The organism is Streptomyces sp. NPDC042201, assembly GCF_055582185.1.
This window is the reverse complement of the sequence record NZ_JBVJDS010000008.1, coordinates 104,706-124,955: the sequence shown is the minus strand read 5'-3', so window position 1 is coordinate 124,955 and position 20,250 is coordinate 104,706. Positions and strand designations below refer to the sequence as shown.

Here is a 20,250-nt window from a genome sequence, read left to right as displayed (position 1 = left end):
TACGGTTCGCGAGCTCTCACGATACGTGGCCGCAGGCAAACATGCCGCCGGGTCGCGGCAACCCGCTGCCGAACGTTCGCCTCCGGTACGCGAAATCGCCTCTCCCCACGGCCGGAACGAGCCGGTCCGTTCACCCCGCGGGCTTGAACGTCGCGTACGCCGTCTCGCGCAGCGTCGTGCACTCCGCCGCGTCCCACTCACTCGCCTTGCAGCTGATCATGATCGCGTAGCCGCGCTTGCCGTCGACCTTGAAGCCCCGGTTGAGGACCCTGATCCGCTGGCCGCCCTGGTTGCGCTCGAACTGCCAGTCGGCGACGGTCGGATAGCCGTTGAAGTCGGCCTTCTTTATGCCGAGGAGCTTGTAGGCCGAGCTGCTGCCGCGCACCGCCGGTTCGAGTCCCTGCCACGCGGCGACGGCGTCGTCGGTCGGACTGCCGTTGAAGTCGACCTGGATACGCGGGAACGCGCCCTTGGCGGTGTTGTATATGCCGCCGGAGTTGCGGCCGGCCGTGTCGGTCAGGCGGAACCCCTTGGGCATCGCCATCGAGAAGCGGAACTGCTTGTCGCTGACCGTGGCGTAGCCGTCGGGCAGCTCGTCGCCGCTCCCCTTGCCACCGGAGTCGTCCGACGCGCCGGACTCGGAATCGCCGGACGGCTGCCCGCCGCCCGCGGCGTCGTCCCCCTGGCCGTCCTCGCTCGCGCCCGGGTCCGCGCTCTGCTGCCCCTTGTCGCCGTCCTGGGCCGCGCCGCCGGTCGTCGTCGCCCCGGCCGATGCCGCCGTGCCGTCCTTGCCCTGCTGGGCGTCGTTGTCGTCGCCCCCGCTCAGGGCGACCGCCAGGACCGTCGAGATGATGGCCAGCGCGGCGACGACCGCGATGATCACCTGCGTGCGCCGGGGCACCACATCGGTGAGCGACGCCCGTGGCGGGGCCGGCCGGGACGGGCCGGCAGCGTCCGGACGGGGCCCGGACTCGGGCGTGGCCGCCGCGTTCCGTACGGAGCGCAGCGCGCCGCGCACCCGGTCGGCACTGGCGTCGCCCGTGTCCTTCGGGGACTTGGCGGACTTACCGGCACGGCCGTCGGCGGTCGCCGGCGGCAGCGGGACGACCCGCGTGGCCTCGGGCCCCGGCTCCGGCTCCCGTTCCGGCGCGGAGATGATGGCCTGGAGCAGCGTCCGCGCGCCCGCGTCGTCGAGCCGCTGCTCCGGGTCCTTGGCGAGCAGCCCGTAGATGACCGGTTCCAGCGGGCCCGCGTTCTTGGGCGGGTCGACCGGCTCGGTCATCACGGCGGTGAGCGTGGCGATGGCGGAGCCCTTGTCGTACGGCGGGCAGCCTTCCACCGACGCGTACAGCAGACCGCCGAGCGACCAGAGGTCGGCGGCGGGCCCCGGCTTGTGGCCGCGGGCGCGCTCCGGCGAGATGTACGAGGGGGCGCCGACGAGCATGCCGGTGGAGGTGACCGACGGGTCGCCCTCGACCTGGGCGATTCCGAAGTCCGTGAGCACGACGCGCCCGTCCTCGGCGATCAGCACATTGGACGGCTTCACATCGCGGTGCAGGATGCCCTCGCGGTGCGCGGAGCGCAGCACGTCGAGGATCACGAGGCCCACCTCGGCGGCGCGCCTGGGGGTGAGCGTGCCGTCCTCGCGGATGGCCTCGGCGAGCGACTTGCCCTCGACCAGTTCCATGACGATCCAGGGCCGGTCGTCCTCGTCGACGACGTCGTAGACCGTCACCGCGCCGCTGTTGCGGATCCGGGCGATGGCCTTGGCCTCGCGCAGGGTGCGGGTGATGAGCCGGCGCTTCTCGTCCTCGTCGATGCTGGTCGGAAAGCGCAGTTCCTTCACGGCGACCGTACGGCCGAGGGTCTCGTCGAGAGCCCGCCATACCGTGCCCATGCCCCCGCGCCCGAGGACCCCGCCCAGCCGGTATCTGCCCGCGAGCAGGCGCCCTTCCGGGCTGTCGTCGGCGCTCTTCCTCGTGTCCTGCTGGGGCTCCTGCGCCGTGTCCCGCGACTGCTCCGACTCCGACATGCGTCCCCTCTGCGATCCCTGATCCTGGCCCGCGACTGCAGCCCGCCCACGCGGTGCCGTAACGCGCCCTGGCAGAGCCTTCATTGTCCCTCATTCCGGGACGGCCGGTACTCCCGGGTCCGGTGTCCGCCAGGATGGGGCCGGAGGAAGGGATCCCACCATGCCACTACCCCGGGCCCGGCTGAGCACCCCGCTGGTCATGGCCCTCTTCGGACTTGGCGCGAGTGTGCTGGGAACGGGTGTGCCGAGCGCGGGTGTACGGGATACGACGGCGGAGCCGGGCCGGCCCTCGCCCACGCCCGCCTCCCAGGCCCTTCCCCTGCCCGCCTCCCAGATCCTTCCCGCGCCCGCCTCCCAGATCCTTCCCCTGCTCGTCTCCCGGGGCCGTGTTCCGGGCGCCGCCCTGCTCTCCCGTTCCGCGGCCGGCTCCACCCGGTTCGAGACCGCCGGATCCGGGATCCGCCGCGCCGACCGCTTCCGCGCCGGCAGCGTCACCAAGACCCTGCTGGCGACCGTCGTCCTCCAGCTGGCCGCCGAAGGCAGGCTGAAGCTGTCCGACACCGTCGAGCGTCATCTGCCCGGACTCGTGCGCGGCCACGGCAACGACGGCCGCCTGCTCACCCTGCGCGCTCTGCTCACCCACACCAGCGGTCTGTACGACTACACCGCCGAGGACTCCGCACCCGGCCCGGCCACACCCCTGGCCGCGATCCGTACCGCGCTCGCCCACGCACGGGGCCCGCGCGGCTCGTACGCGTACTCCAACACCGACTACATCCTGCTCGGCCTGATGGTCGAGCAGGTGACAGGCCGTTCGTACGCGGCCGAGGCCGAGGCCCGCGTCATCGTCCCCCTCGGTCTCACCGGTACGTCCTTCCCCGGCGACCGCACCACGCTCCCCTCCCCGCACGGCCGCGCCTACAGCCGCACCCCGGGCCCCGGCCACCCGCTGCGCGACGTCACCGAACTCGACCCCCGCCCGGCGGGCGCGGCCGGTGAGCTGATCTCCACGCTCGACGATCTCGACCGCTTCTACACCGCTCTGCTCAGCGGCGAGCTCCTCCCCGCGCCCCAGCTGCGCGAGCTGCTGGACACCGGCGCCGCACACGGCGCCTACGGCATGGGCATCTACCCGGAGCGGCTCTCCTGCGGTATCACCGTCTGGGGCCACAACGGCCGGATCGCGGGCAGTTACGTCCGGACCGCCGCCACCGCCGACGGCCGCCGCACCCTCACCTTCCGCGTCAACACGGACGCTCTCGCCGACGGCTCCCTCGAACCGGCCCTCCTGGACGAGGAGTTCTGCGCGTCCTGAAGGGCCGGCACATGCGGCGGCGGGAGCAGTGGGAGCGGCGGGCGGGGGCCGTCAGATCGGCACGATGTCCGGCGCACCCAGCCGCGCCGCGTCGGCCGTCTGGTCGTCCGGCTGCCGCTGCGACTCGCGCTCCGCCTCCACCCGCTTCTCGTAGTGCTCGATCTCCCGCTCGATCCGGTTCTTGTCCCAGTCGAGCACCGGAGCCATCAGCTCCGCGCACTCCCGCGCGCTGCGCGTCCCCCGGTCGAAGGTCTCGATCGATATCCGGGTCCGCCGGGTGAGCACGTCATCGAGATGGCGCGCCCCTTCGTGCGAGGCGGCGTAGACGACCTCGGCGCGCAGATAGTCCTCGGCCCCGCCGAGCGGCTCGCCCAGACCGGGATCGGCGGCGATCATTTCGAGCAGCTCCTCGACGAGCGTGCCGTAGCGGTTCAGCAGATGCTCCACGCGGACCACATGGATCCCGGTCCGCTGCGCCATCCTCGCGCGCGCGTTCCACAGCGCGTGATATCCCTCGGCGCCGAGCAGCGGCACATCCTCCGTGACACAGTCCGCCACCCGCTGGTCGAGGCCGTGCACCGCCTCGTCCACCGCGTCCTTGGCCATCACCCGGTAGGTCGTGTACTTGCCTCCGGCGACGACCACCATGCCGGGCACCGGATGCGCGACCGTGTGCTCGCGCGACAGCTTGCTGGTCGCGTCGGACTCCCCGGCGAGGAGCGGACGCAGGCCCGCGTACACCCCCTGCACGTCGTCCCGCGTCAGCGGCACGGACAGCACGGAGTTCACATGCTCCAGCAGATAGTCGATATCGGCGCTGGAGGCCGCCGGATGGGCCTTGTCCAGGTCCCAGTCGGTGTCGGTGGTGCCCACGATCCAGTGCCGGCCCCAGGGGATGACGAACAGCACCGACTTCTCGGTCCGCAGGATCAGCCCGGTCGAGGAGTGGATCCGGTCCTTGGGTACGACCAGATGGATGCCCTTGGAGGCCCGGACGTGGAACTGCCCGCGCTCGGCGATCAGCGCCTGGGTGTCGTCCGTCCACACTCCGGTGGCGTTGACGACCTGCTTGGCCCGGATCTCGTACTCCCCGCCGCCCTCCACGTCCTGCACGCGCGCGCCGACGACCCGCTCACCCTCCCGCAGGAAGCCGACGACCCGCGCCCGGTTGGCGACCTGCGCGCCGTAGGTCGCGGCCGTACGGACCAGGGTGGCCACATAGCGGGCGTCGTCCATCTGGGCGTCGTAGTACTGCAACGCCCCGACCAGCGCGTCCTTCTTCAGACAGGGCGCCACCCGCAGCGCGCGCCGCCGCGAGAGATGGCGGTGGGCCGGCAGTCCGCGTCCGTGCCCGGACGATATGGACATCGCGTCGTACAGCGCGACGCCCGAGCCGGCGTAGAGCCGCTCCCAGCCCTTGTGCTGCAACGGGTACAGGAAGGCCACCGGCTTCACCAGATGGGGCGCCAGCTTCTCCAGCAGCAGCCCCCGCTCCTTCAGGGCTTCCCGCACGAGCGCGAAGTCGAGCATCTCCAGATAGCGCAGTCCGCCGTGGATCAGCTTGCTCGACCGGCTCGATGTGCCGGACGCCCAGTCGCGCGCCTCCACGAGGCCGGTCGCCAGTCCTCTGGTCGCGGCGTCGAGAGCGGTCCCCGCCCCGACCACCCCCGCGCCCACCACCAGCACGTCCAGTTCACGCTCGGCCATCGCCGCAAGCGCTTGGGTGCGCTCCGCAGGTCCCAGTGTCGCTGTCCTCACTGCTGCCTCCCGTCGTCCCCCGCGTGGTCGGGCTCACAGATCGATTCTGTCCGCACTGCGCGACTTCAGCCACCGCCTGTGGATAACGCCGGCCGACGATCGGCCCGGCCCCCGACAAACCAGACTCTCCCCGGCCACGCAATGCCACATAACGGTCATATTTACGCCTAGTCTGACATTGCGCGTGCCCGTTCTGTCCACACGGCTTGCGTCCACTGTCCACTCCGGCTAAGGGAAGGACGGCCTCCACCGCCATGCCCGCAGATCTCGCCGTCATCGGACTCGGCCATCTCGGCCTGCCCCTCGCCCAGGCCGCCGTTGCCGCCGGTATCGACACCATCGGCTACGACACCGACCCACGGCCCGTCGCGGAGCTGGCCGCCGGCCACACCCCCGTCGACGGCCCCCTCACCGCCTCGGACGTCCGCCGGATGCTCTCGGGGGGGTTCCGGCCCACCACCAACCCGACCGAGCTGGGCCGGGTCCGTACCGCCGTCATCTGCGCGCCCGCCCCCCTCGGCGCCGACCGCACCCCGGATCTGACCGCCATCGGCGAGGCGGCCCGCGCGCTGGCCGCCCGGCTGCGCCCGCACACCACCGTGCTGCTGGAATCGCCCGTGGCGCCCGGCACCACGGAGGGCTTCCTCAGGACCATCCTGGAAGACGGCTCGGGCCTGCGCGCGGGACGCGACTTCCACCTCGCGTACTCCCCCGGCCGGCTCGACCCCGGCAACCGCACCCATGGCCTCGCCAACACCCCCAAGGTGATCGGCGGCCTCACCCCCGCCTGCACCGAATCGGCCGCCGCCTTCTACGGCCGCCTCACCGACAAGGTGGTCCGGGCGCGGGGCCCGCGCGAGGCCGAGACCGTCAAGCTCCTCGAAACCAACTTCCGGCATGTGAACATCGCACTGGTCAACGAGATGGCCGTGCTCTGCCACGACCTCGGCGTCGACCTCTGGGACGTCATCCGCTGCGCGGAGACCAAGCCGTTCGGCTTCCATTCCTTCCGGCCGGGCCCCGGCGTCGGCGGCCACGGCGTGCCGATGGATCCCAGCTATCTGCCGCACGCCGGCCGCACCCCCGGCCATCCGCTGCGCATGGTCGGCCTCGCCCAGGAGATCAACACCCGGATGCCGCAGTACGTCATCCAGCGCTGCGCGGCCCTGCTCAACGAACACGGCAAGTCCGCGCGGGGCGCCCGGGTGCTGCTCCTCGGCGTCACCTACAAACAGGACCTCGCCGACCAGGAGAGCTCACCGGCCACCGAGATCGCCTGCCGGCTGATGGATCTGGGCGCCGCCGTCAGCTACCACGATCCGTACGTCTCCGACTGGCGCGTGCGCCAGCTGCCCGTACCGCGCGCGGACTCGCTCTACGAGGCCGCGGCCAACGCCGATCTGACGGTGCTGCTCCAGCACCACCGCACGTACGACCTCCAGGGTCTCGCGGTCAAGGCCCAGCTGCTGCTGGACACCCGGGGGGCGAGCCCGGCGGGCACGGCGTACCGGCTCTGAAATCGCGTACGGGACTGTCGGACCTGCCTGCTACTGTCCAGGGCCATCGTGCGCAAGTCATGCGCACGACACTTTCCCTGGGGGGAATTCCCGCATGAGCCAGCCCGTTCCGCCGCCCGGCAATCCATTCGCCGAGGGCGCCGCCCCGTCCGGCAACCCGTCGCCGTCCGGCAACCCGTTCGCCGAGGGCGCCTCCCCGTTCGCCCCGCCGCCCCCGCCCGTCCGCGCGAACATCGGTCTCGGCCTGGCGGCGGCCCTGGTCGCCGCCCTCGTCGCCGCCGGGGTCTACGGCGGGATCATGGGGGCCATCGAGCGGGAGATCGGCTGGGCCGCGATCGGCGTCGGCTTCCTGACCGGATTCGCCGCGGGCAAGGTGGGCGGCCCCAACCCCGTCCTGCCGGTCGTCAGCGCGGTCCTGTCCCTGGGCGCCGTCTACCTCGGACAGCTGGTCGGCATCGCGATCCTCTTCGGCAAGGATCTGAACGTGTCCGCGACGGACGTCTTCCTCGACCACCTCGACGTCGTCACCGCGGCCTGGAGCGAGGGCACGGACGTCATGAGCTTCCTGTTCTTCGCGCTCGCCGCCTTCGCCGCCTTCTCGGGCGCCAAGAAGGCCTCTTTCTAAAAGACATGGCCTAAAAGGCATGGCGCACAGCGAAGTGCCCGGACCGGTCCATGGTCCGGGCACTTCGCCGTGCGCGACGCGTTCGTGAGCGCCGGCGCTCAGTGGCGGCGCTCAGCGGCGGTGCTGCGAGTCCCCCACCGTCACCTCGACGCGCTGGAACTCCTTGAGTTCGCTGTAGCCCGTCGTCGCCATGGCCCGCTTCAGCGCGCCGAAGAAGTTCATGGATCCGTCCGGGCTGTGCGAGGGGCCCGTCAGGACCTCCTCCGTCGTCCCGACGATGCCCAGGTCCACCAGCTTGCCGCGCGGCACGTCCTCGTGGACCGCCTCCATGCCCCAGTGGTGCCCCTTGCCCGGCGCGTCCGTCGCCCGCGCCAGCGGGGAGCCGATCATCACGGAGTCCGCGCCGCAGGCGATGGCCTTGGGCAGATCCCCGGACCAGCCGACGCCGCCGTCCGCGATGACGTGTACGTACCGGCCGCCGGACTCGTCCATGTAGTCCCTGCGGGCCGCCGCCACATCCGCGACCGCCGTCGCCATCGGAACCTGGATGCCGAGCACATTGCGGGTGGTGTGCGCGGCGCCGCCGCCGAAGCCCACCAGCACGCCCGCGGCGCCCGTACGCATCAGGTGCAGGGCCGCGGTGTACGTGGCGCAGCCGCCGACGATGACCGGCACGTCCAGCTCGTAGATGAACTGCTTCAGGTTCAGCGGCTCGGCGGCGCCGGAGACATGCTCGGCGGAGACCGTCGTACCGCGGATGACGAAGATGTCGACCCCGGCGTCCACCACGGCCTTGGAGAACTGCGCGGTGCGCTGCGGCGAGAGCGCGGCCGCCGTGACCACGCCCGAGTCCCGCACCTCCTTGATGCGCTGCCCGATCAGCTCTTCCTTGATCGGCTCGGCGTAGATCTCCTGGAGCCGGCGGTTGGCGCTCGCCTCGTCCAGCTGCGCGATCTCGTCGAGCAGTGGCTGCGGGTCCTCGTACCGGGTCCACAGACCTTCCAGGTTGAGCACCCCCAGACCGCCCATCTCACCGATCCGGATCGCGGTCTGCGGGGAGACGATGGAGTCCATCGGAGCGGCCAGGAACGGCAGCTCGAACCGGTAGGCGTCGATCTGCCAGGCGATCGAGACCTCCTTCGGATCCCGGGTGCGCCGGCTCGGAACGACGGCGATGTCGTCGAAGGCGTACGCCCTGCGGCCGCGCTTGCCGCGCCCGATCTCGATCTCAGTCACGATGTGTGGCCTTTCCCTCTACGTCTGCCGTCCCAGTATCCCCGAGACGCGTACCCTCCAGCGCCCCCGCGCATCGGTAAGGGGGCGGCCGGGTGTCCCGGCCGCCCCCTTACCGATGCTTACGCTCAGTGCTTGTTGTAGTTCGGTGCCTCGACGGTCATCTGGATGTCGTGCGGGTGGCTCTCCTTGAGGCCCGCCGCGGTGATCCGGACGAACCGGCCCTTGGTCTCCATCTCGTCGATGGAGACCGCGCCCACGTATCCCATGGTCTGGCGCAGGCCGCCGATCAGCTGGTGCAGTACGGCGGAGAGCGGACCCCGGTAGGGCACCTGGCCCTCGATGCCTTCGGGGACGAGCTTGTCGTCCGCGGAGACGTCCGCCTGGAAGTAGCGGTCCTTCGAGTACGAGCGTCCCTGACCACGGGACTGCATGGCGCCCAGCGACCCCATGCCGCGGTACGACTTGAACTGCTTGCCGTTGATGAACTGCAGCTCGCCCGGGGACTCCTCGCAGCCCGCGAGCAGGCTGCCGAGCATCACCGTGCTGGCGCCGGCCGCGAGGGCCTTTCCGATGTCGCCCGAGTACTGGAGGCCACCGTCGCCGATGACCGGGACGCCCGCGGCCATGCAGACCACTGCGGCCTCGTAGATCGCCGTGACCTGCGGGACGCCGATCCCGGCGACGACGCGGGTGGTACAGATCGAGCCGGGCCCGACACCGACCTTCACGCCGTCCACGCCCGCGTCGATCAGCGCCTTGGCACCGTCGCGGGTGGCGACGTTGCCGCCGATGATGTCGATGCCGACACTCGACTTGATCTTCGACATCCAGCTGAGCGCGTTGCTGTTGTGGCCGTGCGAGGTGTCCACGACCAGGAAGTCGACCCCGGCGGCGACCAGCGCCTGGGCCCGCTCAAGGGCCTCGGGGCTGGCACCCACGGCGGCGCCGACGAGCAGCCGGCCCTCCGCGTCCTTGGCCGCGTTCGGGTACTTCTCGGCCTTGACGAAGTCCTTGACCGTGATGAGGCCCTTGAGGATGCCCGCGTCGTCGACCAGCGGCAGCTTCTCGATCTTGTGGCGGCGCAGCAGCTCCATGGCGTCCACGCCGGAGATGCCGACCTTGCCGGTGACGAGCGGCATCGGGGTCATGACCTCGCGCACCTGGCGCGTACGGTCCGCCTCGAAGGCCATGTCGCGGTTGGTGACGATGCCGAGCAGCTTGCCCGCGCGGTCGGTGACCGGGACGCCGCTGATCCGGAACTTGGCGCACAGCTGGTCGGCCTCGGCGAGCGTCGCGTCGGGGTGCACCGTGATCGGGTCGGTGACCATGCCGGACTCGGAGCGCTTCACCAGGTCGACCTGGTTGGCCTGGTCGGCGATGGAGAGATTGCGGTGCAGTACGCCGACGCCGCCCTGGCGGGCCATGGCGATGGCCATCCGTGCCTCGGTGACCTTGTCCATCGCCGCGGAGAGCAGCGGGATGTTCACCCTCACGTTGCGGGAGACCAGGGAGGCGGTGTCCACCTGGTTCGGCAGCACTTCCGAGGCGCCCGGCAGCAGCAGCACGTCGTCGTATGTCAGCCCGAGCGTCGCGAATTTCTCGGGCACTCCGTCGACGTATGCAGTCATGACACCTTCCCCATATGGCCTTGATCGGTGCGGATGCCCATGCTAACGGGCTCCGCGGGCCTCTCATTCCACGATCAAGATCACCGAACAGCTTCGCTCACTGCTCGGCGAGCGCCCGCAGCCTGCTGAGCGCGCGGTGCTGCGCGACCCGTACCGCACCCGGGGACATCCCCAGCATCTGCCCGGTCTCCTCCGCGGTGAGCCCGACGGCGACCCGCAGCACCAGCAGCTCGCGCTGGTTCTCCGGGAGATTGGCGAGCAGCTTCTTGGCCCACTCGGCGTCGCTGCTGAGCAGGGCACGCTCCTCCGGCCCCAGCGAATCGTCGGGACGCTCCGGCATCTCGTCGGACGGCACGGCCGTCGATCCCGGGTGCCGCATGGCGGCCCGCTGGAGATCGGCGACCTTGTGGCCGGCGATGGCGAAGACGAAGGCCTCGAAGGGCCGGCCGGTGTCGCGGTACCGCGGCAGGGCCATCAGGACCGCGACGCAGACTTCCTGCGCGAGGTCTTCCACAAAGTGCCGCGCATCACCCGGCAGCCGGTTCAGTCGCGTACGGCAGTAGCGCAGCGCGAGCGGATGAACGCGGGCCAGGAGATCGTGCGTGGCCTGTTCATCGCCGTCGACGGCACGGTGAACGAGCGCACCAATCACCGTGGTCTCGTCATCGCGCATCGGTCCATGGTGCCTTGGTGGCTGCTGATTGGTGGCACCGCGTCCATAGTTGTGCACCGAAGCGTTATGAGCAGGTGCGGCAGAACTCATCCTCTGCGCCCTCCCCTCGCGCTCGTCCGACTCGTCCCCGAGGAACTCCACAACTCAAGGATGCGGCATCGCGCGCGAAACAGTTGCGTACGGGCGTACGTTGCCCCGCCCGCCTCGGCCCTGTCCCCTGGACAGGATCGTGCGGCGGGCGGGGGTGAGGGCCTGTCGCGTCAGCGGACCAGGCCCCAGCGGAAGCCGAGCGCCACCGCGTGCGCGCGGTCCGAGGCACCGAGCTTCTTGAACAGCCGCCGGGCGTGTGTCTTGACCGTGTCCTCGGAGAGGAAGAGCTCGCGGCCGATCTCGGCGTTGGAGCGGCCGTGACTCATGCCTTCGAGCACCTGGATCTCCCGCGCGGTGAGCGTGGGCGCGGCGCCCATCTCGGCCGAGCGGAGCCGGCGCGGGGCGAGCCGCCAGGTCGGATCGGCGAGCGCCTGTGTGACGGTCGCGCGCAGCTCGGCGCGCGAGGCGTCCTTGTGCAGATAGCCGCGGGCACCGGCGGCGACCGCGAGCGCGACTCCGTCCAGGTCCTCCGCGACCGTGAGCATGATGATCCGGGCGCCGGGGTCGGCGGAGAGCAGCCGGCGGACCGTCTCGACTCCGCCCAGCCCCGGCATGCGTACGTCCATCAGAATCAGGTCGGAACGATCGGCGCCCCAGCGGCGGAGGACTTCCTCGCCGTTGGCCGCGGTCGTCACGCGCTCGACGCCGGGCACGGTCGCAACCGCTCGGCGGAGCGCCTCTCGGGCAAGCGGGGAGTCGTCGCAGACGAGGACGGATGTCATGACCGTCCTCCGCAGCTGATGCGCGTCACCTTGAGCCTCCAGGCTGGGTACATATCGTCACCTGTGCGATTGACGCTTTCGGACATGTGCCCGACCGCTCGTTCTCTCAACCGCCTCGCACACTCAACGACGGTCACTCGAAAGAGTTACGGGTCGGACGGCCGAGTTCGGCACTCCCTGTAAGTGGTCGCACACAGAGGAGAGCATCGCAGGTCATCCGGCCCTTATTTCAGAGCTATGCCCCATTTAGCGGCTTTTCTTCCCTTTTGCTGGTGTCTGTGGCTAGATTCGCAATGAGTCATATTTACATCTACTTACATAGTAGATGTACGGTCGTGAGCACCGGTGCGGGAGCGCGTCGGGCTCGTACCCGGCACCCAAGCGACCCGTATCCGCCTCAGCACGGTTTCAAGGGGACATGAGCAATGGCAGATTTCTCCCGCCTTCCCGGACCGAACGCCGATCTGTGGGACTGGCAGCTCCTCGCGGCTTGTCGTGGTGTCGACAGTTCACTCTTCTTCCACCCGGAAGGGGAAAGAGGCGCGGCACGAAGCGCGCGTGAGAACTCGGCGAAAGAGGTGTGCATGCGGTGCCCGGTCCGCGCCGAGTGCGCGGCGCACGCGCTGGCGGTGCGGGAGCCGTACGGCGTGTGGGGCGGGCTGACCGAGGACGAGCGCGAAGAGCTGATGGGGCGGGCGCGCACCCGGTTGATCCCGGCCTCCGCGTCGGCCTCGGGACCGGGACCGGGCTCCGGAACCGGCCCTGACAGCCACGCCAGCGGTTGACTCCCGTAGCGCCAGAACCTTCTGAAGAAACGTTCCTGCACTCTCGCCGCTCAGCCTTCCCGCCGCTCAGCGGGTCGCAGGCCGCGGGAGGAGCGGGGCGCCGTCAGCGCGCGGCGGCCAGGACCAGCTGGTCCAGCGTGGCCGCGACGGCCGGAACCCGCGCCAGATCCGGCAGGGTCAGCGCGACGATCTCCCGGCGGACCGAGGGCTCGACCGTGAGCGTACGGATCCCCTTGGGGCGTACCGACTCCATCGCCAGCTCCGGCAGCACCGCCACCCCGAGCCCTGCGGCGACCAGGCCGATCACCGCCGGATAGTCGTCCGTCGCGAAATCGATCCGGGGCGTGAAACCCGACTCCGCACAGGCGTCGACGAGCTGCTTACGACAGCGCGGACACCCCGCGATCCACGACTCCTCGGCGAGATCGCCCATCGCGACGGCGCCGGCGTCCGCGAGCCGGTGGCCCTCGGGGACCAGACCGACGAGCCGGTCCACCAGCAGGGGCCGTACCACCAGGTCGTCCCACTCCGCGGCGGAGCCGCCGTACCGGAACGCCAGCGCCACATCGCAGTCGCCGGCCCGCAGCATCTCCGCGGAGCTCGGCGGCTCGGCCTCGACGAGCGAGACCCGGGTGCCGGGATGGGCCGCGCGCAGGGCGGCCAGCGCGGTGGGGACCAGCGTGGAACTGCCGCTGGGGAAGGACACCAGCCGGACCCGGCCGGCCCGCAGCCCCGCGATGGCCGCGATCTCCTCCTCCGCCGCGGTGAGTCCTGCGAGGATGCCCGTCGCGTGCCGTACGAGCACGTCGCCCGCGTGCGTCAGCCGCATCTCGCGGCCCGTGCGGACGATCAGCGGGGTGCCCGCCGACGCTTCGAGCGCCTTCATCTGCTGGCTCACGGCCGGCTGCGTACAGCCGAGTTCACGCGCGGCCGCCGAGAAGGAGCCCGTGGCGGCCACGGTGCGCAGGACACGGAGATGGCGGGCTTCGATCACACCGCGACCATAAGCGACGCTTGGGGATAACGCGAAATATCCGGTGGATCATTTGAGACTCGGGGGGATACCGTGCCGCGTATGAGACTTCTGACCGTGAATGTGGGACGGCCGAAGGCCGTGGAGTACTCCGACGCCCCGAGCGGCACCACGGGTATCGACAAGCGGCCGGCCGACGGTCCCGTACGGGTGGCGGATCCCGGGCCCAAGGGCGAGGGCGCCGGCGGTGTTGCCGGTGACACGGTCTGCGATCTGCGCCATCACGGCGGCACCGACCAGGCGGTGTACGCCTTCGCCCGCGAGGATCTGGACTTCTGGGAGCGGGAGCTGGGACGGCCGCTGGCCAACGGCGTCTTCGGTGAGAACCTCACCACGTCCGGCCTCGACCTCACCGGCACGAAGATCGGTGAGCGCTGGCGGATCGGCCCCGATGTGGTGCTGGAGGCGACGAGCGGCCGGATTCCGTGCCGTACGTTCCAGGGCTGGCTCGGCGAGAAGGGCTGGGTCAAGCGCTTCACGAAGGAGGCCGTCACCGGCGTGTATCTACGGGTCCTCACCCCCGGCGAGATCCGGGCGGGCGACGCGATCGAGATCGTCCACCGTCCCGATCACGAGGTGACGGTGGCCATGGCCTTCCGGGCCGTCACCCTGGAGCGGGAGCTGCTGCCCCGGGTTCTCGCCGCCGGTGAGGCGCTGCACCACGAGGCGCTGAGGATCGCGCGGGAGTACTGCGAGCGGTACGGCGAAGTCGGCGCCGCACCGGCCAACCGGCCCTGACCTGGGCCGATTTGGGCGGAATACTTCATGCGTAGGGGATGTCCCTGAGAGCACTGAGGGGTGAGTCGGGGGCGCCTCGGGGTGGCCCCCGATGACCCAGGGTGGCACCCACCGCGACGCTCAGTACATGCCTGGGTTCAAGCGTGTCCTCATCATTCTCGCGTCTGTCGCGACCGTGCTCGCCCTGGCGGTCGGCGGTGGTTTCCTGTGGCTCTACTCCGGCGCCAAGGTGTCCACGGTCGGCCGGACCTCCTTCCGCAATGAGCTGGCCGTACCGCCGCTCGCCGAGTCGACCGTCACGGCGGACGGCACCCGCGTCTTCGATCTGAAGATGCAGGCGGGCGAGACGGAGTTCAAGGCCGGGCGGAAGACCCCGACCTGGGGCTTCAACGGAAGTTATCTGGGCCCCACGCTGCGCGCCGAGCGCGGTGAGAAAGTCCAGGTCAGAGTCAGGAACACGCTGGGCGAGGCATCCTCCGTGCACTGGCACGGGATGCGGCTGCCCGCGAAAATGGACGGCGGACCGCACCAGATGGTCGCGCCGGGCACGACCTGGTCGCCGCATTGGAAGGTCGACCAGCCGGCCGCGACGCTCTGGTATCACCCGCATCCGCACGGCGAGACCGAGGACCATGTGCAGCGTGGCCTGGCCGGGATGTTCATCCTCGACGACGCCAAGTCCCAGGGGCTCGCGCTGCCCGACACCTACGGGGTCAACGACCTTCCCTTGGTCGTCCAGGACGTGAAGTTCGACGGAGCACGGTTCGACCATGGCAAGGGGGTGACGCAGACCGTCGGATTCCTCGGTGACCGCACGATGGTGAACGGCACCCTCGATCCGTACCAGGTGGTCGGGGACGAACTCGTACGGCTGCGGCTCCTCAACGCCTCGACCGCCCGCACCTACGACTTCGGCTTCGACGACAGCCGCGCGTTCTCCCTCATCGGCACGGACGGCGGGCTGTTGGAGAAGGCCGCGCGGATGGACCGGATCCAACTCTCCCCCGGAGAACGGGCCGAGGTCGTGGTCCGGGTGCGGCCGGGCGAGCGGACGGTGCTGCGCAGCTTCCCCCTCGACATCGGCCAGGACTTCTACAACCAGCGCTTCAACGGCGGCGACGACACCTTCGACGTACTGGAGTTGCGCGCGAAGAAGCGGTTGCGCCCCTCCCCCGCGCTGCCCGCCACGCTCGGAAAGCTGGAGATACCTGACGGCTCGCACGCCGCGCGCGGGCGGTTCTTCGACCTCAAGCTGTCCGGGATCAACGGCAGGAGGATGAGCATGGGACGGATCGACGAGACCATCACGCGCGGTACGACGGAGACCTGGACCGTACGGAACACCAACGGGATGCCGCACAACTTCCATGTCCACGGCGTGCAGTTCAGGGTGGTGTCGGTGAACGGACGGGAGCCGGAACCGGCGCTGCGCGGGGCCAAGGACACCGTCTTCATCCCGGACGGTACGACGGTGAAGCTGGCGATGCGTTTCGACGGACCGGCCGATCCGAACGCGCCGTTCATGTACCACTGCCATCTGCTCTATCACGAGGACCAGGGGATGATGGGTCAGTTCGTCGTGGTGGAGAAGGGGCAGAAGGCGGGCCGTCCGGCCGCGAGCCACGCACATCAGGGGCACTGACACAGGCGCTAACGTGCCGCGTATGACGACTGCTTTGATTACGGGCGCGACGGCGGGGATCGGCGCCGCCTTCGCGCGGCGGCTGGCGGCGGACGGGCACAATCTCGTGCTGGTGGCCCGCGACACCGAGCGTTTGCAGGACCAGGCCACCGAACTGCACGACCGGCATGGCATCGAGGCCGAGGTGCTGACCGCCGACCTCTCCACCGACAGCGGGATCGCGTCGGTGGAGAGGCGGCTCTCGGACCGCAAGCAGCCGGTCGATCTGCTGGTCAACAACGCGGGGTTCGGCAACAAGGGCCGTTTTCTCGAAGTCTCGATGGCCGATGAGCTGACCATGCTGAAGGTCCACTGCGAGGCGGTGCTGCGGCTGACCTCGGCGGCGGTCGTGGGCATGAAGGCGCGCGGGCGGGGCGCGGTCGTCAATGTGGCGTCGGTGGCCGCGTTCCTGCCGCGCGGGACGTACGGCGCCTCGAAGGCCTGGGCCGTGCAGTTCTCCCACGGCGTGGCCCGGGACCTGTCGGGGACCGGGGTACGGCTGATGGCGCTGTGCCCCGGTTTCGTACGGACCGAGTTCCACGACCGGGCAGGGATGGACACCGGCTCCATCCCCGGCTGGATGTGGCTGGACGCGGACAAGCTGGTGACGGCCGCGCTGGCGGATCTGGCGCGCGGGAAGACCGTGTCCGTACCGGATCCGCGCTACAAGGCGCTGATGGGTGCGGTGAAGCTGGCTCCGCGCGGGCTGCTCGGCGGCATCTCGTCGAAGGCCGGGCGCAAGTACGGCCCGCGGTAGCCGCGCCGGATCGCCGGCGCGCGACACGCCGAGGCCCGGTGCCCCCGCGGAGGGGGCACCGGGCCTCGGTGCGTTCAGCTGTGCGCGTCAGGCGTCGGCGTCAGTGGCTGTGCCCGTGGCCGTGACCCGCCTCGGGCTCATCGTCGACCGGCTTCTCGACGACCAGGGTCTCGGTCGTGAGCAGCAGCGACGCGATGGACGCGGCGTTCTCCAGCGCGGAGCGCGTGACCTTGACCGGGTCGATGACGCCGGCCTTCACCAGGTCGACGTACTCGCCGGTCGCGGCGTTGAAGCCGTGGCCCTTGTCCAGCTCCGCCACCTTGGAGGTGATGACGTAGCCCTCAAGACCGGCGTTCTCGGCGATCCAGCGCAGCGGCTCGACGACGGCGCGGCGGACGACCGCGACACCGGTGGCCTCGTCGCCCTCCTTGCCGAGGTTGCCCTCCAGCACCTTGGCGGCGTGCACCAGAGCGGAGCCACCACCGGAAACGATGCCCTCCTCGACCGCGGCGCGGGTCGCGGAGATGGCGTCCTCCAGACGGTGCTTCTTCTCCTTCAGCTCCACCTCGGTGGCGGCGCCGACCTTGATCACGCACACGCCACCGGCCAGCTTCGCGAGGCGCTCCTGGAGCTTCTCGCGGTCCCAGTCGGAGTCCGTGGACTCGATCTCGGCCTTGATCTGGTTGATGCGGCCGTGGACGTCGGCGGTGTTGCCCCCACCGTCGACGATGGTCGTGTCGTCCTTGGAGATGGTGACGCGGCGGGCGGAGCCCAGCACGTCGAGACCGGCCTGGTCGAGCTTGAGGCCGACCTCCTCGGCGATGACGGTGGCACCCGTGAGGGTGGCGATGTCGCCGAGCATGGCCTTGCGGCGGTCACCGAAGCCGGGGGCCTTCACCGCGACCGCGTTGAAGGTGCCGCGGATCTTGTTGACGACGAGGGTGGAGAGCGCCTCGCCCTCGACATCCTCGGCGATGATCAGCAGCGGCTTGGAGCCACCCGCCTGGATGACCTTCTCCAGCAGCGGCAGCAGGTCCTGGATGGAGGCGATCTTGCCCTGGTGGATCAGGATGTACGGGTCGTCGAGGACGGCCTCCATACGCTCCTGGTCGGTCACCATGTACGGGGACAGGTAGCCCTTGTCGAAGGCCATGCCCTCGGTGAAGTCCAGCTCCAGACCGAAGGTGTTGGACTCCTCGACGGTGATGACACCGTCCTTGCCGACCTTGTCCATCGCCTCGGCGATCAGCTCGCCGACCTGCTGGTCCTGCGCGGAGAGCGCGGCCACGGCGGCGATGTCGGACTTGTCCTCGATCGGGCGGGCGGTCTCGAGGAGCTCCTCGGAGACAGCCTTGACCGCGGCGTCGATGCCCTTCTTCAGGGCGGCCGGGGACGCGCCCGCGGCGACATTGCGCAGGCCCTCGCGGACCAGCGCCTGGGCCAGCACGGTGGCGGTGGTGGTGCCGTCACCCGCGATGTCGTTGGTCTTGGTCGCCACCTCCTTCACCAGCTGGGCGCCCAGGTTCTCGTACGGGTCCTCGATCTCGACCTCACGGGCGATCGTGACACCGTCGTTGGTGATGGTGGGGGCGCCGAACTTCTTGTCGATGACGACATTGCGGCCCTTGGGGCCGATCGTCACCTTCACCGTGTCGGCAAGCTTGTTGACGCCGCGCTCGAGGGCGCGACGGGCGTCCTCGTCGAACTTCAGGATCTTCGCCATGGGAGCTTCTCTAGTCCTCTCGAACGAACGGCGCCCCCGTCCGCCCGGCGATTGCAGGGTGGCCGAGGGCGCAGCTCAAAAGCACATACTGACGGTGAATTACTTCTCGATGATCGCGAGTACGTCGCGAGCCGAGAGGACGAGGAACTCCTCGCCGCTGTACTTCACCTCGGTGCCGCCGTACTTGCTGTACAGAACGACATCGCCGACGGAAACGTCGAGCGGAAGCCGCTCGCCGTTCTCGAAACGGCCCGGGCCCACAGCCAGGACGACGCCCTCCTGGGGCTTTTCCTTGGCGGTGTCCGGGATAACCAGGCCAGAGGCCGTGGTCTGCTCGGCGTCGAGCGGCTGGACCACAATGCGGTCCTCGAGCGGCTTGATGGCAACCTTGGTGCTGGCGGTCGTCACGATCCGACCTCCCCCTTCGGAGATCTCACGGGGTTAACTGTCTGAGTGGCGACCAGGTGGATCCGTCGTCGCGGGTGCCGGATCCGCCAGTCGCGCGTTTGGCACTCTCCAGTGGGGAGTGCCAGACCTGAGACTATGACCGCGATTAGCACTCGGTCAAGCGGAGTGCCAACGCGCGTCGGCGTGGCGTCCATCGGATCCCGGTCCCGCCGCCCTTCCCGGCAGGGGCGATTACGGCGCGTCGTCCATACGCGCCACCGTGGAATCGCGTTCCTGACGGTGACTCAGCAGCAGTTCCTGCCGGTCGCAGATCTCCCGAGGCTGTCCCCCGTTCGGCAGCCTGGCCCTGACCGTCCGGCCCAGCACCGAGGCGCGGGCCGGCTCGTGCGGGCCGACCTTCTGCGCCGCCTTGCGGCCCAGCCGTTCGATCGGGTCCACCGACTGCGCGCAGCCGGTGAGAAGCGCACCGGCTGCCAGCGCTCCGGCCAGCAGCCGGTGCGCGGTGCTCATACGTAGTCCTCCAGCTTGGCCACGGCGTAACCCCTGTCCGTGATCGTCTTCATCACGTTCCTGATCATGTCGGGCATGGTGCCCTTCCAGTCATTGGGCCCGCGGAAGTGCGTGAGGATGATGTCGCCGGGGTGCAGGTCCTCGTCCCACTCCCGCCACTCCATGTGGTCGGGGTACGCCTCGGACGCCCAGATCGGCGCGGCCTTCACGCCGCACTCCTTGGCGGCGCGCAGCGTGTCGCCGTTGTAGTTGCCGTACGGCGGACGGAAGAGCGTGGGCCGCTTCCCGTACCGCTGCTCGATCTTGTCCTGCTGGTCGCAGATCTCCCGCCTCTGCTCGTCGTACGACAGGCCGGGCATGTAGCGGTGGTTGATGGTGTGGTTGTTGAGGGTGACGCCGCGGTCCTGCATCTGCTTGAAGTAGTCGTAGTTGTCGGTGATGACGTAGTCGCTGAGGAAGGCGCTGTACGGGATCTTCAGCTCGGACATCATCCGCAGCAGCTCGGGGTCCTTCTCCGCGCCGTCGTCCATCGTCAGGAAGACGACCCGGTCCTTGACCGGGACGGTGGTGAAGATCGGCGGCAGATCCTCGCCACCCTCCACCTCGAAGCCCTGGCGGGTGACGATCGTCGGCTTGACGGCGGGCGGCGGAGGCGCGGCCAGGGGGGTGGTGGCGAGCCCCCACTTCTTGGCCGCGACGGCGCGCGCGGCCTGCGCGCGGCGGACGCTCTCGGCGTACGCGGGCGTGCCGGGCTTCAGCGCCTCGGCCTGCGCGCCCGGCTGACCGTGCTTCGCGGCGTCGCCCTTGGCGGGCGCGGGTCTGGCCGGCCCGGACTCCAGGCCACATCCGGAAGCGATTGCGGCGAACAGGAGCGCCGCCAGCACTGCCCGGCTCCGCCGGCCTCCCTTCATCATCCCCTCTGCCATCTTTTCTTCCTTTTGTCGTACTAGTCGTATTTA

Annotated in this window: 17 protein-coding genes and 1 pseudogene; 7 read left to right on the top strand and 11 right to left on the bottom strand. The window is 70.0% G+C overall.

Annotated elements, in window-relative coordinates:
• Positions 1 to 130: 130 nt before the first annotated feature.
• Positions 131 to 2,032: a serine/threonine-protein kinase gene (locus tag ACZ6MZ_RS20740; protein ID WP_469353455.1), complete on the bottom strand. Its 1,902-nt coding sequence runs from the start codon at positions 2,030 to 2,032 to the stop codon at positions 131 to 133.
• Positions 2,033 to 2,192: 160 nt separating this feature from the next.
• Here ACZ6MZ_RS20740 and ACZ6MZ_RS20735 point away from each other — a divergent pair, with 160 nt between their 5' ends.
• Entirely contained in the window at positions 2,193 to 3,347 is a 1,155-nt protein-coding gene (locus ACZ6MZ_RS20735) for a serine hydrolase domain-containing protein (protein ID WP_469353453.1), read from the top strand.
• Positions 3,348 to 3,398: 51 nt separating this feature from the next.
• On the opposite strand, the gene ACZ6MZ_RS20730 is transcribed toward ACZ6MZ_RS20735, so the two are convergent.
• Positions 3,399 to 5,105 (bottom strand): glycerol-3-phosphate dehydrogenase/oxidase, encoded by a 1,707-nt coding sequence (locus tag ACZ6MZ_RS20730; RefSeq protein ID WP_389783890.1) that lies wholly within the window; start codon positions 5,103 to 5,105, stop codon positions 3,399 to 3,401.
• Positions 5,106 to 5,359: 254 nt separating this feature from the next.
• On the opposite strand from ACZ6MZ_RS20730, the gene ACZ6MZ_RS20725 reads away from it, so the two are divergent.
• Both ACZ6MZ_RS20725 and ACZ6MZ_RS20720 read left to right on the top strand, forming a co-directional pair.
• Positions 5,360 to 6,622: a nucleotide sugar dehydrogenase gene (locus ACZ6MZ_RS20725; protein WP_469353451.1), complete on the top strand. Its 1,263-nt coding sequence runs from the start codon at positions 5,360 to 5,362 to the stop codon at positions 6,620 to 6,622.
• A 94-nt stretch (positions 6,623 to 6,716) separates the two neighbouring features.
• Positions 6,717 to 7,247 carry a hypothetical protein gene (locus tag ACZ6MZ_RS20720; RefSeq protein ID WP_389783887.1) on the top strand — a complete coding sequence of 177 codons (531 nt, stop codon included), beginning with the start codon at positions 6,717 to 6,719 and terminating at the stop codon, positions 7,245 to 7,247.
• 111 nt (positions 7,248 to 7,358) lie between these two features.
• Here ACZ6MZ_RS20720 and ACZ6MZ_RS20715 read toward each other — a convergent pair whose 3' ends face one another.
• The 4 genes from ACZ6MZ_RS20715 to ACZ6MZ_RS20700 all read right to left on the bottom strand — a co-directional run bounded on the left by ACZ6MZ_RS20715 (position 7,359) and on the right by ACZ6MZ_RS20700 (position 11,656).
• Positions 7,359 to 8,483 carry a GuaB3 family IMP dehydrogenase-related protein gene (locus tag ACZ6MZ_RS20715; RefSeq protein ID WP_384188789.1) on the bottom strand — a complete coding sequence of 375 codons (1,125 nt, stop codon included), beginning with the start codon at positions 8,481 to 8,483 and terminating at the stop codon, positions 7,359 to 7,361.
• A gap of 125 nt (positions 8,484 to 8,608) precedes the next feature.
• Positions 8,609 to 10,111 carry an IMP dehydrogenase gene (gene guaB / locus ACZ6MZ_RS20710; protein ID WP_469353448.1) on the bottom strand — a complete coding sequence of 501 codons (1,503 nt, stop codon included), beginning with the start codon at positions 10,109 to 10,111 and terminating at the stop codon, positions 8,609 to 8,611.
• 97 nt (positions 10,112 to 10,208) lie between these two features.
• The gene (locus tag ACZ6MZ_RS20705) at positions 10,209 to 10,784 is read right to left on the bottom strand and encodes a sigma-70 family RNA polymerase sigma factor (protein WP_030351487.1); all 576 of its coding nucleotides are present in this window, start codon (positions 10,782 to 10,784) and stop codon (positions 10,209 to 10,211) included.
• Positions 10,785 to 11,044: 260 nt separating this feature from the next.
• Positions 11,045 to 11,656 carry a response regulator transcription factor gene (locus ACZ6MZ_RS20700; RefSeq protein ID WP_003948568.1) on the bottom strand — a complete coding sequence of 204 codons (612 nt, stop codon included), beginning with the start codon at positions 11,654 to 11,656 and terminating at the stop codon, positions 11,045 to 11,047.
• Between the two features lie 425 nt (positions 11,657 to 12,081).
• Here ACZ6MZ_RS20700 and ACZ6MZ_RS20695 point away from each other — a divergent pair, with 425 nt between their 5' ends.
• Complete coding sequence (locus ACZ6MZ_RS20695; protein WP_469353446.1) at positions 12,082 to 12,441, top strand: WhiB family transcriptional regulator; 360 nt, start codon at positions 12,082 to 12,084, stop codon at positions 12,439 to 12,441.
• Positions 12,442 to 12,544: 103 nt separating this feature from the next.
• On the opposite strand, the gene ACZ6MZ_RS20690 is transcribed toward ACZ6MZ_RS20695, so the two are convergent.
• On the bottom strand, positions 12,545 to 13,435 hold the full coding sequence (locus ACZ6MZ_RS20690; RefSeq protein ID WP_386879140.1) for a LysR family transcriptional regulator: 891 nt from the start codon (positions 13,433 to 13,435) through the stop codon (positions 12,545 to 12,547).
• An 81-nt stretch (positions 13,436 to 13,516) separates the two neighbouring features.
• Between ACZ6MZ_RS20690 and ACZ6MZ_RS20685 the strand changes: the two genes are divergently transcribed.
• The 3 genes from ACZ6MZ_RS20685 to ACZ6MZ_RS20675 all read left to right on the top strand — a co-directional run bounded on the left by ACZ6MZ_RS20685 (position 13,517) and on the right by ACZ6MZ_RS20675 (position 16,650).
• Entirely contained in the window at positions 13,517 to 14,212 is a 696-nt protein-coding gene (locus tag ACZ6MZ_RS20685; protein WP_389791219.1) for an MOSC domain-containing protein, read from the top strand.
• Between the two features lie 127 nt (positions 14,213 to 14,339).
• On the top strand, positions 14,340 to 15,854 hold the full coding sequence (locus ACZ6MZ_RS20680) for a multicopper oxidase family protein (RefSeq protein WP_469353443.1): 1,515 nt from the start codon (positions 14,340 to 14,342) through the stop codon (positions 15,852 to 15,854).
• 22 nt (positions 15,855 to 15,876) lie between these two features.
• Entirely contained in the window at positions 15,877 to 16,650 is a 774-nt protein-coding gene (locus ACZ6MZ_RS20675) for an SDR family NAD(P)-dependent oxidoreductase (protein WP_469353441.1), read from the top strand.
• Between the two features lie 100 nt (positions 16,651 to 16,750).
• Here ACZ6MZ_RS20675 and groL read toward each other — a convergent pair whose 3' ends face one another.
• From groL to ACZ6MZ_RS20655, 4 genes and pseudogenes are all read right to left on the bottom strand, one after another.
• Positions 16,751 to 18,373: a chaperonin GroEL gene (gene groL / locus ACZ6MZ_RS20670; RefSeq protein ID WP_469353439.1), complete on the bottom strand. Its 1,623-nt coding sequence runs from the start codon at positions 18,371 to 18,373 to the stop codon at positions 16,751 to 16,753.
• A gap of 99 nt (positions 18,374 to 18,472) precedes the next feature.
• Positions 18,473 to 18,781: a co-chaperone GroES gene (gene groES / locus ACZ6MZ_RS20665; protein WP_384188802.1), complete on the bottom strand. Its 309-nt coding sequence runs from the start codon at positions 18,779 to 18,781 to the stop codon at positions 18,473 to 18,475.
• Between the two features lie 375 nt (positions 18,782 to 19,156).
• Positions 19,157 to 19,291: pseudogene (locus ACZ6MZ_RS20660) on the bottom strand (polysaccharide deacetylase family protein); the annotation flags it as partial.
• Positions 19,288 to 20,202, bottom strand: coding sequence for a polysaccharide deacetylase family protein (locus ACZ6MZ_RS20655; protein WP_389791230.1), 915 nt, complete (start codon positions 20,200 to 20,202; stop codon positions 19,288 to 19,290). The gene ACZ6MZ_RS20655 and the pseudogene ACZ6MZ_RS20660, both read right to left, overlap by 4 nt.
• Positions 20,203 to 20,250 lie beyond the last annotated feature (48 nt).

Bases quoted from the DNA above. Each gene is read 5' to 3' on its own strand.
- ACZ6MZ_RS20705 (WP_030351487.1), bottom strand. From the start codon at position 10,784: ATGCGCGATGACGAGACCACGGTGATTGGTGCGCTCGTTCACCGTGCC.
- groL (WP_469353439.1), bottom strand. From the start codon at position 18,373: ATGGCGAAGATCCTGAAGTTCGACGAGGACGCCCGTCGCGCCCTCGAG.
- ACZ6MZ_RS20720 (WP_389783887.1), top strand. From the start codon at position 6,717: ATGAGCCAGCCCGTTCCGCCGCCCGGCAATCCATTCGCCGAGGGCGCC.
- ACZ6MZ_RS20725 (WP_469353451.1), top strand. From the start codon at position 5,360: ATGCCCGCAGATCTCGCCGTCATCGGACTCGGCCATCTCGGCCTGCCC.
- guaB (WP_469353448.1), bottom strand. From the start codon at position 10,111: ATGACTGCATACGTCGACGGAGTGCCCGAGAAATTCGCGACGCTCGGG.
- ACZ6MZ_RS20740 (WP_469353455.1), bottom strand. From the start codon at position 2,032: ATGTCGGAGTCGGAGCAGTCGCGGGACACGGCGCAGGAGCCCCAGCAG.
- ACZ6MZ_RS20675 (WP_469353441.1), top strand. From the start codon at position 15,877: ATGACGACTGCTTTGATTACGGGCGCGACGGCGGGGATCGGCGCCGCC.
- ACZ6MZ_RS20655 (WP_389791230.1), bottom strand. From the start codon at position 20,202: ATGAAGGGAGGCCGGCGGAGCCGGGCAGTGCTGGCGGCGCTCCTGTTC.
- ACZ6MZ_RS20695 (WP_469353446.1), top strand. From the start codon at position 12,082: ATGGCAGATTTCTCCCGCCTTCCCGGACCGAACGCCGATCTGTGGGAC.
- ACZ6MZ_RS20735 (WP_469353453.1), top strand. From the start codon at position 2,193: ATGCCACTACCCCGGGCCCGGCTGAGCACCCCGCTGGTCATGGCCCTC.
- ACZ6MZ_RS20680 (WP_469353443.1), top strand. From the start codon at position 14,340: ATGCCTGGGTTCAAGCGTGTCCTCATCATTCTCGCGTCTGTCGCGACC.
- ACZ6MZ_RS20700 (WP_003948568.1), bottom strand. From the start codon at position 11,656: ATGACATCCGTCCTCGTCTGCGACGACTCCCCGCTTGCCCGAGAGGCG.
- ACZ6MZ_RS20685 (WP_389791219.1), top strand. From the start codon at position 13,517: ATGAGACTTCTGACCGTGAATGTGGGACGGCCGAAGGCCGTGGAGTAC.